The organism is Mycobacterium pseudokansasii (assembly GCF_900566075.1).
GTDB lineage: Bacteria > Actinomycetota > Actinomycetes > Mycobacteriales > Mycobacteriaceae > Mycobacterium > Mycobacterium pseudokansasii.
Map to the genome: position 1 here is coordinate 1,083,222 of NZ_UPHU01000001.1, position 12,383 is coordinate 1,095,604.

The following is a 12,383-nucleotide window of genomic DNA, read 5'->3' on the forward strand; positions in this document are numbered from 1 at the left end:
CTGGGTAAACATGTTCGCCTTCCTGTCTTTTCTGCCCGGCGTCGACGACGTGCGCGCCCTTGCTGACCGGGTGGACACCGCGCGCCACCACGGCGTGCCCAACGGTTGCGTGCTCGAATTCAATCTGCGCAACATGCCGGTGGAGACGACGGGTTTCGACCCGCTGACAATCCTGTCCGGAGGCGGCCGGCCAATGGCTCTGCGCGACGCCGTCGCCGCGATCCATCGGGCCGCCGAGGACCCACGGGTCGCCGGAATGATTGCGCGCGTCCAGCTTCCGCCGTCGCCCGCCGGTGCCGTTCAGGAGCTTCGGGAGGCGATCGCGGCCTTCAGCGCCGTCAAGCCGTCGGTGGCGTGGGCGGAAACCTATCCGGGCACGCTGTCCTACTACCTGGCTTCGGCATTCCGCGAGATCTGGCTGCAGCCCTCGGGAAGCGTCGGGCTGATCGGCTTCGCCAGCAACGCGATGTTTCTGCGCGACGCGCTGGACAAGGCCGGCATCGAAGCCGAGATCTTCACGCGCGGCGAATACAAGTCGGCGGCCAACCTTCTCACCGAAGACGGCTACACCGACGCCCATCGCGAGGCTGTCACTCGGATGTTGGAAAGCCTGCAGGGCCAGGTGTGGCGGGCGGTCGCCGAATCGCGCGGCATCGACGTCGACGTGCTCAACGAGCTGGCCGACCGGGCTCCGCTGTTGCGTGACGAGGCCGTGGCCGCCGGCCTGATCGACCGGATCGGGTTCCGCGACGAGGCCTACGCTCATATGGCGGAACTGGTTGGTATCGAAGGTGTTTCGTCGGACTCTGTCGACACCGACGAGAAGCCGGCGCGAATGTACCTGGCGCGCTATGCGGGCACTGCACGGTCGCGACTGGCGCCACCGGTACCGTCGATACCCGGCCGCCGTTCCAAGCCGACGATCGCGGTGGTCACCGTGGAAGGTCCGATCGTCAGCGGACGCGGTGGCCCGCAGGGTCTTCCGTTCGGCCCGTCCAGCGCCGGTGGCGACACCATCGCGGCGGCGCTACGGGAGGTGGCCGCCGACGACTCGATTTCGGCGATCGTGCTGCGGGTGGACAGTCCGGGGGGATCCGTCACCGCGTCGGAGACGATCTGGCGTGAGGTGAAGCGGGCCCGTCGCCGGGGCAAGCCCGTCGTCGCATCGATGGGTGCGGTCGCTGCCTCCGGCGGCTACTACGTGTCGATGGCGGCAGACGCGATCGTCGCCAATCCCGGCACCGTCACCGGTTCCATCGGAGTGATCACCGGCAAGCTGGTGGTTCGCGATCTGAAGGACCGGCTGGGAGTCGGGTCGGAAACCTTGCGCACCAACGCCAACGCCGACGCCTGGTCGATAGACGAGCCGTTCACGCCGGAGCAGCGGGCCCGCCGGGAGGCGGAGGCCGATCTGTTCTACGGCGACTTCGTGGCCCGCGTCGCCGAGGGCCGCAACCTCAGCACCGAAGCCGTGGATGTGGTGGCCCGAGGCCGGGTCTGGACCGGTGCCGATGCGCTCGAGCGTGGCCTGGTCGACGAACTCGGCGGCTTCCGCACGGCGGTACGGCGCGCGAAAATCCTGGCGGGCCTGGACGAGGACACCGAGGTCCGCCTGGTCAGCTATCCGGGCTCGTCGCTGTTGGACCTGCTGCTTCCGCGCATGTCGTCGCGACCGGCGGCGGCTTCGGTGCCGGATGCCGTCGGGACGCTGCTGATTCGCTCGATCACCGGTGTCGTCGAGCGTATCGAGCAGACGCTCAGCGGCGCCAGCGCGTTGTGGCTGGGGGAGTCGCGCTTCTAGGCGGCTAAGACGGCACTGATGAAGATGATCTCGCCGAGCGGATCGTCGTCGTCCGGATCGGGCACCGGAATGCCGGCGCGCCGGAACAGTTCAGCTCGGGTCACACCCTCGACGTCCCAGCCCCTGGCGCTCAGGTAGTCGACGACATGGTTGCGTTCGCCGGGATACACCAGCGACGCCATGTCGATGTCGAAGCCGTGCTCCCGGAACGCCGCCGATTGCTCCCGTATCCGGTCGGCGTCGAAATCCACTATGCCCGGCACGAATTCGGTGGCTATGGTGCTGCCCGGGACGCTGAGCGCAGCGATGTTGTCGAACAGCCGGTCCTGGGCATCCGGTGGTAAGTAGATCAGCAGGCCTTCGGCCAACCACGCTGTCGGTGCGGCCGCATCCAGGCCCGCGGCCCGCAGTGCCGTCGGCCAATCGCCGCGCAGATCGATCGGGATCACCCGCCGAGAAGCGGTCGGCTCGGCGCCCAGCCGGGCCAACGTCGTTGTCTTGAACTCGGCCACCCGGGGCTGGTCAAGTTCATAGACCACGGTCCCGGCCGGCCATGGCAACCGGTAGGCGCGCGCGTCCAGGCCGGATGCCAGGATCACCGCCTGCCGGATTCCGCCGCCGGTGGCGTTGATGAAGTAGTCGTCGAAGTACTTGGTGCGCACCGCCATTCCGTCGACCATTGCCTGTGCCCGGGTCGGTGACACATCTTGGATGGCCGCCATATCGAGGTCGCCGTCCATCATTTTGATGAAGAAGTCGACGCCGACGGCACGCACCAGCGGTTCGGCGAAGGGATCGTTGATCAACCCGCGGGGATCCTTGGTCGCCATTGCGCGCCCCGCGGCGACCATGGTCGCGGTGACACCGACGCTGGAGGCCAGATCCCAGCTGTCGTCGTGAGTGCGTGCCATGTCCGTCCTATCCGGGTCTAGTTGGGTTCCGGTGACGTAGCTTATGTCGCCGATACCCGCCGGCTGTCACCGTCGGTCGGGTAAGTTGTGGCTCGATGCATATCATTCGGTTTGCTGCCCGGTGGTCGGGGTACGGATGGCCCGATAGTAGGTGAGCCGCCCGAAGACACGATGCCGTTGAGTATCGACCTCGGCGCAGTCGAACCCGGCCGCCGTCAGCAGCCGCGGAATCGCATCGCCGAGATTGCCGGCGCCGCGGTGGCCGCGCACGATGAGCCGCGCGGCCAAGCCGTCGTGATCGGTCAGGTCACCCCCCATGTCGACCAGGTGTAGCCGGCCGCCGGGCCGCAAGACCCGGAATGCCTCTGCCGCGGCAGCGGTTTTCGCCGCATCGTCCAGGTGGTGCAGCATCATCGACGACAGCACCCGGTCGAATTCGCCGTCGGGATAGGGCAGCTGCTGGGCGTAACAACGTTCGAAACGAATATCGGTCAGCTGTAACGACTTTCGCTGCGCTCGACGTAATGCCAGCGGATCAGGATCACAGCCGACCAGCTGCGCCGCGGGGTGGGCATGTTTTACCCGGATCACCAGATTCCCGGTGCCACAACCGATTTCCAGGACGCGCTGGCTGTCGCCGATATCGGCCTGCGCGATGAGCTTCTCGTAGACCCGGGTGAATCCCAAGAGCCGTGCCAACAGATCGTAGAGCGGCAGCAGCGCATCATGGCCCGCGGCCGGGAAGTAGTCATGCCGCTTTCCGAGGGCGGTGACGACGCGATGCAGATGATGGTGGGCCACGAAAACCAGCATAAAGCGCTGGCTTTGGGCAGCCCCGCACGGCAACCTAGAACTATGTCGTACGCGATGGCCGGCAAGCGGGTGTTGATCACGGGCGCATCCTCGGGAGTCGGAGCGGCCCTGGCCAGGCGGCTGGCGGCCCAGCAGGCGGTGGTCGGGCTGATCGCCCGACGGCGGGACCGGCTGGGTGAGGTGCTGGCCGACTGCCGCAGGACCTCGCCGGAGTCGGCGATGTGGGCCGCCGACCTGGGCGACACCCCCGCGGCCGCACGGCTGGCATTGCAAGCCTGGCACGCCCTAGGGGGCATCGACGTGCTGGTGAACAACGCGGCAATACCCAGACGCCGGGCGGTGACCGCGCTGAAGCCGGCTGACGTGGAGGAGGTGATGCGGGTCAACTTCTTCGCCCCGATGCGGATGACGCTGGCACTGCTGCCACGGATGCTGGCTCGCCGGTCCGGCGTCATTGTCAACGTGTCGAGCGTCGGCGGACGCCTCGGCATCATCCACGAAGCTGCCTATTGCGCAAGCAAATTCGCGCTATGCGGCTGGAGCGAGGCGATGGCGGTCGACCTGGCGGGCACCGGAGTGTCGGTGAAGCTGATCCAGCCGGGTCCGGTGGACACCGAGATCTGGGACCGGCCGGACAACGACGAACCTCTTTATCGGGGGCCCAAGGTTGGCGCCGACCTGGTGGCCGAGGGCATCGTCGCGGCCATCGGCAGCGACCGGTTCGAACACTATCTGCCCGAGTTGATGGCCCTCAAAGACGTCGTCGACGCCAAGAACGCCGACCTGGACGCGTTTATCGCCGGCGCGGCGGCCATGACCTGGCAATGAGGGCATTGGTTTACGGCGTGCCACCCGAGCCGTTCGAGGTCCCCGACGGCGCCAACGCCCTCACCCAGAATCTGTCGCACAGCCCGACGGGCCTGCGGCAGCTGCCCGACCCGCGGTTGCTGCGCCCGGACTGGGTGATCACCCGACCGCGGCTGACGGGCATCTGCGGGTCTGATTCCAAGCAGATCCTGCTGGACTTCGGCGAGCATGACGCCGACAACGCCATGGCCGCATTCTGCTCCTTCCCGCAGGTCATGGGCCACGAGGTGGTTGCCGACGTGGTCGAGCTGGGGCCGGAGGCCCGCGGGATTGCGGTGGGACAGCGGGTGGTGCTCAATCCGTGGCTGTCGTGCGGGCCACGTGGCATCGAACCGCCATGTCCGGCCTGCGAAGCCGGCGACTACAGCCTGTGCTGGAGCTTCGCCGACGGCGACATCAAACCCGGAATCCACACCGGGGTGTCGGCCGACGTGACCGGTGGATATGCCGAGCTGATGCCCGCCCACCACAGCATGCTGTTCGCCGTTCCCGACTCCGTTCCCGACGAGGCGGCCGTGTTCGCCGACCCGTTCTCGGTGTCGCTGCATGCGATCACCCGCCATCCGCCGCCGCACTCGGGCCGGGTGCTGGTGTACGGGGCCGGCTCGCTCGGATTGTGTGCACTGGCGATCCTGCGGGCGCTGTATCCGGACGTGGCGGTGGCCGTCGTCGCCCGGTTCCCGGCGCAAGCCGAGCTTGCCCGGCGGTTCGGCGCCGCCAAAGTCGTTGCGCACGAACCACGTCTGGCCATCATCGAGGAACTGGTGGCCTGGGGTGGTGGCCGGCTGCGTCAGCCGTTGCTGGGCCTGCCGATGGCCCACCCCGGCCCGGTCGACGTTGTCTACGACACCGTCGGCAAGCCGGAAACGTTCGAGGTGGGGGTGCGAGTGCTGACCTCGCGCGGGACGCTGGTCAAGGCCGGTGTCCACACACCCGGCCGTTGGGAGTGGAGTCCGCTCTACTTCAAAGAGATCAGCTGGGTCGGGTCCAACGCCTTCGGTATCGAGGAGGTCGACGGTGTCCGCCGGCACGCCATCGCCCACTACCTCGAGTTGGTGCAAGCCGGCCGGGTGGACCTGCGGCCCCTGCTGACCCACACCTTCGGGCTGGAGCAATGGCGCGATGCCTTCCTGGCGATCGCCGATCAGGGTGTGACCGGGGCCGTCAAGGTGGCCATCGATCAGCGGTACGGCGCGCGGCGATTGTGAATCTCACGACGCCTCCGCGGCATGTCGCGTCGCACGGTTCGCACGCGCGGCGGGCTACAACGGATTGGCGCGCAGGTAGCTGTAGACGCCGGCGAAATTGCGGTTCACTTCCTCGGGGATAGCGACCGGTCCACCGAGAGCGCGTGCACCCCAGACGATTTGGGCGGTCCGCTCGACGAGCGCGGTGACATGCAAAACCTTGTCCGGCCGGGGCCCGACGGCCACCAGGCCGTGGTTGGCGATCAGCGCTGCGGCGCGGTCCTGCAAAGCCCGCACCGCGTTACGCCCGACCTCGGGAGTACCGGACGAGGCGTACTCGGTGCAGCGAACGTCCCCGCCGCAGTAAACCGCGAACTCGTCGATACAGGCCGGAATCGGCTGATGGGCGATGGCGAACATGGTCGCCCACACCGGATGGCTGTGGATGACGCTGCCGATGTCGTCGAACGCCTGGTAACACGCCAGATGCAGCTTCATCTCCGTCGACGGTGAGCGCCCCGGCTTGGCGTGCAGCACAGCGCCTTCCGGGTCGACGAGTACCAGGTCGTCGAGGATCATGTCGCCGTAGTCGACCGAGGACGGCGTGATGACGATGTTGCCGTCGCAGCGCCGAGCGGAAATATTGCCCGCCGTACCTTCGACCAGGCCGCGGCGCAGCATGTCCTTGGCCGCCGCCAGCACCGCGGCCTCCGGATTGTCCACGGATTTCACGGATGTCACCGATGTCATGAGCCGAGCACCTCCGGGTTGACGATATGGGCGGGCCGGTTGCCCGACAGCAGCGCCTCCAGGTCGTCGGCCACCAGCTGGGCCTGCCGGACCTCAGTGTTCCACGTTGCCCCGCCGATGTGCGGCGTGAGCACCACGTTGGGCAGGCCCGTCAGCGGATGATCGGCAGGCAGCCATTCGCCGGCGAAGTGGTCCAGCCCGGCTGCGGCCACCTTGCCGCTGCGCAGGGCGTCCACCAGCGCATCGGTGTCGTGCAGTTGCGCCCGGGCGGTGTTGAGGAAGACGACGCCGTCGCGCATCGCCGCGAACTGATCGGCGCCGATCATGCCCTCAGTCTCGTCGGTGACCGGCGCGTGCAGGGAGATGACGTCGGATTCGGCGAACAGCTCGTCGAGGCCGTGGCGGGCTTGGTCGTTGTACGGGTCGTGGGCGATGACCCGCAAACCCAGCCCGGCGAGTCGCCAGCGCAGGGCGCGGCCCACCGCGCCCAGACCCACCAGTCCCGCGGTGAGCCCGGCGATTTCCCAGCCGCGGAACCGCTGATAGGGAATCGTGCCGTCGCGAAACATGTTGCCGGAGCGCATATCTGCGTCCGCGGTGAGCACATGTCGGGTGGCGGCCAGCAACAGCGCCACCGTCATCTCGGCAACCGCGTCGGCGTTGCGGGCCGGGGTGTTCAGCACCGGGATGCCGGCCGCGGTGGCGCCCCGGATGTCGACGTTGTTGGGATCCCCACGGGTGGCCGCTACGGCAATCAGGGTCCGCGACCGCTGCTCGAACACCGGCCCGCTGACCGAATCCGATTCCACCACAACGATATCGGCGGCCTCGACGGTGATCCGTTGGGCTAGCTGCTCGGCGTTGTAGATGCGCAGTGGGGTCTGGTCTATCCAGGGGTCGTATACGACATCGGCCAGGTGCTGCAGTTTGGCCAGGCCTGGTCCCCGCAGCGGGGCCGTCACCAGGGCGCGCGGTCGAGACGTCACGTATGCCAATGCTGGCGTACCGTGGCGCCCGTGTCACGTGAAGCCGTCACAATGGGCATCGACATCGGCAGCACAGCGGTCAAAGCGGTGGTCGCCGACGAGAACGGCAACGTCACAGCACGGGTGCGGATCCCGCATCAGCTGCGGGTGCCGGCGCCCGACCGGCTCGAGCACGATGCCGACGAGGCATGGCGGCGGGGGCCGTTGGCGGCCCTGGACCAGCTGGCCCCTGCCGCTGCGAAAGCGGTGGCCGTTTCGGCGATGGCGCCCTCCCTGACCGCCGTCGACTCCGACGGCCGGCCCGTCACCCCGGGACTGCTCTACGGCGACAGCAGGGGCCGGGTACCCGGTGCCGCCCAACAGCCGCTGCCGTCGGTGGGTGAAGCGGCCGAATTCCTGCGCTGGACGGCGGCCGAAGCGCCAGACGCGACCGGCTACTGGCCGGCGCCGGCGGTGGCCAATTACGCGTTGGCGGGTGAGCCGGTGATCGACTTCGCCACGGCCGTCACGGGTTTGCCGTTGTTCGACGGGTCCGGCTGGAACCCGGCGGCGTGCGCCGACTGCGGGGCCAGTGTCGCGCAGCTGCCTCGGGTCGAAACGTTCGGTACGGCGATCGGTCAGGTGCACGGCACCGACGCGGTGCTGGGTACCGGCGCCATCGACGCCCTGTGTGAGCAGATCGTGGCGGGCGCCGACCACGACGGCGATGTGCTGGTGCTGTGTGGCACGACGCTGATCGTGTGGACGACCATCGCCGAGCCCCGGCAGGTGCCGGGCTTGTGGACCATTCCGCACACGGCCGCCGGCAAAAGCCAGATCGGCGGGGCCAGCAACGCCGGTGGCTTGTTCCTCGGCTGGGTAGATCGCGTTGTGGCACAGGGCGATCCGGCTGCTGCCGATCCACAGCGGGTACCGGTCTGGCTACCTTACATTCGTGGCGAACGGACGCCGTTCCATGATCCCGACCGCCGAGGCCTGCTCGACGGCCTGGACCTCACCCAGGACCCCGCGTCGGTTCGGCGGGCGGCCTTCGAAGCATCGGGCTTCGTGGTTCGCCAACTGATCGAGTTGAGCGGGGCGCCGGCCTTGCGTCTCGTCGCATCCGGTGGCGGCACCCGCGTCCAGCCCTGGCTGCAGGCCATCGCCGAGGCGACCGGCCGGCCGGTGCAGGTGTCCCGCGTGGCCGAGGGAGCCGCCCTGGGCGCGGCTTTCCTCGGGCGCATGGCGGCCGGTCTGGAGTCGTCGATCACCGACGCCGCCCGCTGGGCCACGATCGAGCGGGTCGTGGAACCCCGTCCGGAGTGGATCGGCCCGACCAAGGAGCGCTATCGGCGGTTCCTGGAGCTCAGTGGATCAAAGTTGGCCTAGCGGGTGGCGCGATACCGGGTGTGTCGTTCTACGCTTATGCAATGACAGACCACGACCAGACCGCCGTCCGCCGCGAGATCGCAGATGCCTTGCTCGCCGCACTTGAACGTCGGCACGAGGTCGCCGACGCCATTGTCGACGCCGAGAACAAAGCGGCTGCGGTCGAGGCGATCGTGACGCTGCTGGGCACCTCGCATGTGGCCGCCGAAGCGGTGATGAGCATGTCCTTCGACCAGCTCACCCAGGATGCGCGCACGCAGATCCTGGCCGAACTCGAAGACTTGAACCAACAGCTGACTTTCGCCGCGAAAGACCGTCCGGCCAGCTTCGGCGAGAGCCTGGAGCTGCGGCCCTTCTCCGCCGACGAGGACCGTGACATCTTCGCCGCACGCACCGAGGAAATGGGTGCGGCCGGCGACGGGTCCGGCGGACCCGCCGGCAACCTCGATGACGAGATCAGGGCGGCGATCAGCCGAGTCGACGACGAGGAGGCGGCCTGGTTTGTCGCCATCGATTCCGGGGAGAAGGTCGGCATGGTGTTCGGCGAGCTTCTCCACGGCGAGGTGAACGTCCGGATCTGGATACGCCCCGAGCACCGTAAGAAGGGTTACGGCACGGCGGCACTGCGCAAGTCGCGCTCGGAGATGGCGTGGGCGTTCCCGGCCGTTCCCATGGTCGTCCGCGCGCCGGCGGCCCATCCGGCTTAGGGGTTAGAGCGTTGCGGTGACGGCAACGATATCGCCGAGCTGCGACATGTCGTCATCGGGTAGCACGCGACCGTAATCGGTGAACAACTCCCGGCGCGGCCGGGTGCCCACCTGCCAGCCCCGGCCGGTCAGGTACTCCACGACGTTGCTGCGCTCGCCGTCGTAGAACAGCCCCGACAGGTCGATATCGCAGCCTAACGTGGCCCACCGCTGGTTGAACTCCTGGGCACGCTGCGCCATCGTCGAACCGGTGTCGGGATGGTACTCGGTGGCCAGCCTGCTTCCGGGCGCGCTCAGTTCGGTGATGTTGTCGAACAGGCGGTCCTGCGCATCGGGCGGAAGATACATCAGCAAGCCCTCCGCGCCCCAGGCCGTCGGTTTACTGTCGTCGAATCCCTTGTGGCGCAGAGCATTCGGCCAGTCGTCGCGTAGGTCGATGCTGACCGTTCGGCGCCGTGCCGCGGGGACGGCGCCCAGCTCCGACATGGTGCTGCTCTTGAACTCGACAACCGCGGGCTGATCTACTTCGTAGACCACGCTGTCGCCCGGCCAGGACAACCGGTAGGCCCGGGCGTCAAGGCCGGCGGCCAAAATGACGTATTGGCGAAGCCCCTCGCGGGCGGCATCGCGGAAGTATTCGTCGAAGAACCGGGTGCGCACCGCGATCGACTCCGTGATGACCTGCAATTCGCGGTCGGCTTCGTCGTCGCGGGGAATGTCACCGTCGACCAGGCGAGCGAAGAAGTCGAGGCCGACCGCGCGCACCAGCGGTGCGGCGAACGGGTCGTCGACGATCGGGTCGGCCGACGTGGACGCCAGCGCGCGGGCGGCGGCGACCATCGTCGCCGTGGCGCCCACACTGGATGCCAAATCCCAGCTGTCGCCGGGGGATCGGGATGAGTCGATTGCCATGTGTTTGAGTTTCAGACCGCGTCGATGTGAAGGACTTCCCCTACAGTGTGCCCCTGGCTCTGAGAGTCCAGTGCGGCGCGGTCCCACCGGCCGTCGGAGAAGACCAGCGCCTCGTCGAACCAGATGCTGCATCCGTCGAGGATCATGTCGAGGTGTAGCGGCGCGGTCCAGCCGACCGTTGTTCTCGGCTGGGTCGGGGTACTCAGCCCGAGGTGCAAACCCGGGTGGCGCTCATTGATGTGCGACAGGAAACCGACCCATTCGGTAATGCCTTCGTTCGTGCCGAAGCACCGAAGCCGACTTCACCTACCCTGTCGGCGTTTTCGACTTCAAAGAAATTGCTCAGAACACCCGACACCACCGGATCAGAACACCCGGCTTTTTGCACGACCGAGTCCGTAATTTCCAGGGACCCAGAACGTGGGGGCGCGGGCGTTCGAGGCGGTCAAGCAGTGACACTTCGGCAAAAGAGGCAAGCCGCGGTTCAAGTCGACCAGGCGGGGGTTGCATTCGCTGGCGGCCAAAGATGGCAATGGTGCGTTGCGACCCAAGACCGATGAGGCCGGTCGACTGGTGGGCCTGCAATGGGGTGCGGGTTTCGTGGTTGGGATCGCTTCGCCTGCGCGCACGGGCCGGCGCGGCAAGGAACAACAGGCCGAGCTGGCCGAAATCAAGGCACTGATCGTGGCCGGGAAAGTGTTGTCCACCCGGATCGTTCGCACGGTAATCGCCGGGCGCGACACCTACCGCATGCAACTGGTCTGCGATGGGCAACCGACCCGCCGGCATCCGGTCGGCGACGGGCGGGTCTCGTTCGACCTCGGGCCTAGCGAGATCGCGGTCAGCGTCCAACGAAGCGATCGAACTTGGATGGGATGGATTGAGCCGCTGGCCGATCGAATCCGGTTGAACACGGTGCGGTTACGCCGCCGCCAGCGGCGCCTGGATCGCCAGCACCGCGCCGGGTCGCCGGGCTGCTTCCGCGCCGACGGCACCCACAAGACCGGCGGTTGCGATTGGCGGCAGCGTTCCCGCACGGCCAAGCGGACCACTACGGATGTGGCTGAGGAGCATCGCCGGCTGGCGCAGCACCGTAAGACGTTGCACGGTGGGTTGGCGAATAGGTTGTTGGCGCACGGCGCTGATGTGGCGTGCGAGAAGCTGGATTACGTTTCGTGGCAGAAGAACTTCCCGCGCAGTGTGCGCGACCGGGCACCGGGGTTGCTCGTGGAGAGGATGCGCCGCAAGGCTGAAAGCGCCGGCGGTAATCGTCTCTACGAGTTCAACACCACAACCACAACCCTGTCGCAATCCTGTCTATGCGGGAACCGCAAGAAAAAGCCGCTCTCCCAACGGGGCCACCGTTGTGAATGCGGAATCAAAGAAGACCGGGACCTATTGTCGGCATACCTGGGACTGCATGTCCGCACGGGGGCTGATGGTCTCGACCGGCTGGACCTGCAAGCAGCCAACGATGGTTGGCCGCTTCACCGTCACGACGTTGATGGGCGTCGAGGTCTGGCCGTAGCAGTATCCAAGCGGCGAGGCCGCAGGCATCCGCCTTCGCGGAGGTCGGTGGCGCGTATCAAGGCCCGCAGGGCCTTGAAGCGACAGAGCCGCTCGGCGCGAACCTCCACTACCGACCAGCCCACGGCGATAGCCGCATGAGCGCCTATCGAGACAGCCGGTCGGCACGAGGAATCCCCGCAATTTCATTGCGGGGAGGACGTCAAGGCTTGGCGGATACCGGCCCGGGTTGCGTCGGTGAAGAAGTCGTCGAAGAACCTCGTTCGGATCGCCATGGCGTTGCGAAGTGCCGGATGCCGTTGGCCGTGTCGTCATCGGGGTCAGCGGTATTCAGCTCGCCACTGGCGACGCGGCTGAAGAAGTCGACGCCCACCGCTGTGACCAGCGGCTCGGCGAAGTGGTCGCTGGCAATGGCTCCGGCGCCGTCCCGGCAGGCCGCCGCGACCATGGTGGCCGTCAAACCCACGCTGGAAGCCAGGTCCCAGGTGTCGCCCTCGAAGCTCGCGCTACCCAATTGCGTCATTCGTTTGCCCTCCGTCGGCCACCCATTGATA

Annotated in this window: 12 protein-coding genes and 1 pseudogene; 6 read left to right on the top strand and 7 right to left on the bottom strand. The window is 67.4% G+C overall.

Annotation, left to right across the window (positions count from 1 at the left end; translation table 11 throughout):
* Window positions 1-10 precede the first annotated feature (10 nt).
* Window positions 11-1,801, top strand: coding sequence for a signal peptide peptidase SppA (sppA, locus tag EET10_RS05020; RefSeq protein WP_063467650.1), 1,791 nt, complete (start codon window positions 11-13; stop codon window positions 1,799-1,801).
* Here sppA and EET10_RS05025 read toward each other — a convergent pair.
* Together EET10_RS05025 and EET10_RS05030 are read right to left on the bottom strand one after the other, a co-directional pair.
* On the bottom strand, window positions 1,798-2,712 hold the full coding sequence (locus tag EET10_RS05025) for a class I SAM-dependent methyltransferase (protein WP_063467651.1): 915 nt from the start codon (window positions 2,710-2,712) through the stop codon (window positions 1,798-1,800). The two genes, sppA and EET10_RS05025, sit on opposite strands and share 4 nt — an antisense overlap.
* A 102-nt stretch (window positions 2,713-2,814) precedes the next feature.
* Window positions 2,815-3,513, bottom strand: a complete 699-nt coding sequence (locus tag EET10_RS05030) for a class I SAM-dependent methyltransferase (RefSeq protein ID WP_246013602.1) — start codon at window positions 3,511-3,513, stop codon at window positions 2,815-2,817.
* A 66-nt stretch (window positions 3,514-3,579) separates the two neighbouring features.
* On the opposite strand from EET10_RS05030, the gene EET10_RS05035 reads away from it, so the two are divergent.
* Window positions 3,580-4,353: an SDR family NAD(P)-dependent oxidoreductase gene (locus EET10_RS05035; RefSeq protein WP_036399437.1), complete on the top strand. Its 774-nt coding sequence runs from the start codon at window positions 3,580-3,582 to the stop codon at window positions 4,351-4,353.
* Window positions 4,350-5,600: a zinc-dependent alcohol dehydrogenase gene (locus EET10_RS05040; RefSeq protein ID WP_036398359.1), complete on the top strand. Its 1,251-nt coding sequence runs from the start codon at window positions 4,350-4,352 to the stop codon at window positions 5,598-5,600. Before EET10_RS05035 ends, EET10_RS05040 begins: the two co-directional genes overlap by 4 nt.
* A 54-nt stretch (window positions 5,601-5,654) precedes the next feature.
* Here the strand turns inward: EET10_RS05040 and EET10_RS05045 are convergent, their stop codons facing one another.
* Both EET10_RS05045 and EET10_RS05050 read right to left on the bottom strand, forming a co-directional pair.
* A complete protein-coding gene (locus EET10_RS05045; protein ID WP_036399434.1) occupies window positions 5,655-6,311 on the bottom strand; it encodes an L-fuculose-phosphate aldolase in 657 nt (218 codons plus the stop codon).
* A gap of 14 nt (window positions 6,312-6,325) precedes the next feature.
* Window positions 6,326-7,315, bottom strand: coding sequence for an NAD(P)-dependent oxidoreductase (locus EET10_RS05050; protein ID WP_036398357.1), 990 nt, complete (start codon window positions 7,313-7,315; stop codon window positions 6,326-6,328).
* Between the two features lie 30 nt (window positions 7,316-7,345).
* Here EET10_RS05050 and EET10_RS05055 point away from each other — a divergent pair, with 30 nt between their 5' ends.
* Window positions 7,346-8,683 (top strand): xylulokinase, encoded by a 1,338-nt coding sequence (locus EET10_RS05055; RefSeq protein WP_099188659.1) that lies wholly within the window; start codon window positions 7,346-7,348, stop codon window positions 8,681-8,683.
* Window positions 8,684-8,724: 41 nt separating this feature from the next.
* On the top strand, window positions 8,725-9,390 hold the full coding sequence (locus EET10_RS05060; RefSeq protein WP_063467679.1) for a GNAT family N-acetyltransferase: 666 nt from the start codon (window positions 8,725-8,727) through the stop codon (window positions 9,388-9,390).
* 3 nt (window positions 9,391-9,393) lie between these two features.
* Here the strand turns inward: EET10_RS05060 and EET10_RS05065 are convergent, their stop codons facing one another.
* Together EET10_RS05065 and EET10_RS30120 are read right to left on the bottom strand one after the other, a co-directional pair.
* Complete coding sequence (locus tag EET10_RS05065; protein ID WP_122501945.1) at window positions 9,394-10,302, bottom strand: class I SAM-dependent methyltransferase; 909 nt, start codon at window positions 10,300-10,302, stop codon at window positions 9,394-9,396.
* Between the two features lie 11 nt (window positions 10,303-10,313).
* Window positions 10,314-10,520 carry a hypothetical protein gene (locus tag EET10_RS30120; RefSeq protein WP_036398353.1) on the bottom strand — a complete coding sequence of 69 codons (207 nt, stop codon included), beginning with the start codon at window positions 10,518-10,520 and terminating at the stop codon, window positions 10,314-10,316.
* A gap of 286 nt (window positions 10,521-10,806) precedes the next feature.
* Between EET10_RS30120 and EET10_RS05075 the strand changes: the two genes are divergently transcribed.
* Window positions 10,807-11,970, top strand: coding sequence for a zinc ribbon domain-containing protein (locus EET10_RS05075; RefSeq protein ID WP_036398351.1), 1,164 nt, complete (start codon window positions 10,807-10,809; stop codon window positions 11,968-11,970).
* Between the two features lie 62 nt (window positions 11,971-12,032).
* Here EET10_RS05075 and EET10_RS05080 read toward each other — a convergent pair.
* A pseudogene (locus EET10_RS05080) lies at window positions 12,033-12,352 on the bottom strand (class I SAM-dependent methyltransferase); the annotation flags it as partial.
* Window positions 12,353-12,383 lie beyond the last annotated feature (31 nt).

Coding starts and splice junctions, on each gene's coding strand:
- EET10_RS05060 (WP_063467679.1), top strand. CDS start 8,725: ATGACAGACCACGACCAGACCGCCGTCCGCCGCGAGATCGCAGATGCC.
- EET10_RS05035 (WP_036399437.1), top strand. CDS start 3,580: ATGGCCGGCAAGCGGGTGTTGATCACGGGCGCATCCTCGGGAGTCGGA.
- sppA (WP_063467650.1), top strand. CDS start 11: ATGTTCGCCTTCCTGTCTTTTCTGCCCGGCGTCGACGACGTGCGCGCC.
- EET10_RS05025 (WP_063467651.1), bottom strand. CDS start 2,712: ATGGCACGCACTCACGACGACAGCTGGGATCTGGCCTCCAGCGTCGGT.
- EET10_RS05065 (WP_122501945.1), bottom strand. CDS start 10,302: ATGGCAATCGACTCATCCCGATCCCCCGGCGACAGCTGGGATTTGGCA.
- EET10_RS05040 (WP_036398359.1), top strand. CDS start 4,350: ATGAGGGCATTGGTTTACGGCGTGCCACCCGAGCCGTTCGAGGTCCCC.